The sequence below is a fragment of the Devosia sp. P1_H9 genome (genome assembly GCF_056405135.1).
Genome location: NZ_JBFUCQ010000029.1, coordinates 1 through 443 on the forward strand (window position 1 = coordinate 1; position 443 = coordinate 443).

At 68.2% G+C, this 443-nt stretch carries 1 protein-coding gene; it reads right to left on the minus strand.

Annotated elements, in window-relative coordinates; genetic code table 11:
- On the minus strand, positions 1-443 hold a 443-nt coding region (locus AC1DYL_RS22780), incomplete at both ends, for a hypothetical protein (RefSeq protein WP_477174898.1).

Below are 443 nucleotides of genomic sequence, written 5' to 3' on the forward strand. Positions count from 1 at the left end.
GCATCAACGGTCTTCACCGCGCCGGGCGCGACCGTTGCAGCACCAGCCGCCGAGGTGCCGGCGTCAAGGCCGATACCGGTGATGGTGGTGTCGGTGTCGGCGTCAGTCTCGGCGAAGTTGGTCACGGCAACCGCCGAGCTGGCGCCCGTGGTGGCCGAGGTCAGCACCAGCTTGCCGCCGCCGATCGAGGCGGTGACGCCGGTGACGCCCTGGGCCGTCAGAACGGCGTTCAGTTCGGCAACGTCGTCGAGCGTGTCGTCATTGTTGCCGACGGTCGCCAGAGCGGCCTGATCGATGGTGACGGTCGTCGCGGCACCGCCGTCGACGGCGATATCGAACGAGATATCGTCGGCTGCGTCGGTGAAGGTCACGGCCGCGAAGTTGGCGGTCGAGGTGAAGGTACCAGCGGTAGCGGCAGAGCCGGCGCCGGTGGTGTTGAGGTT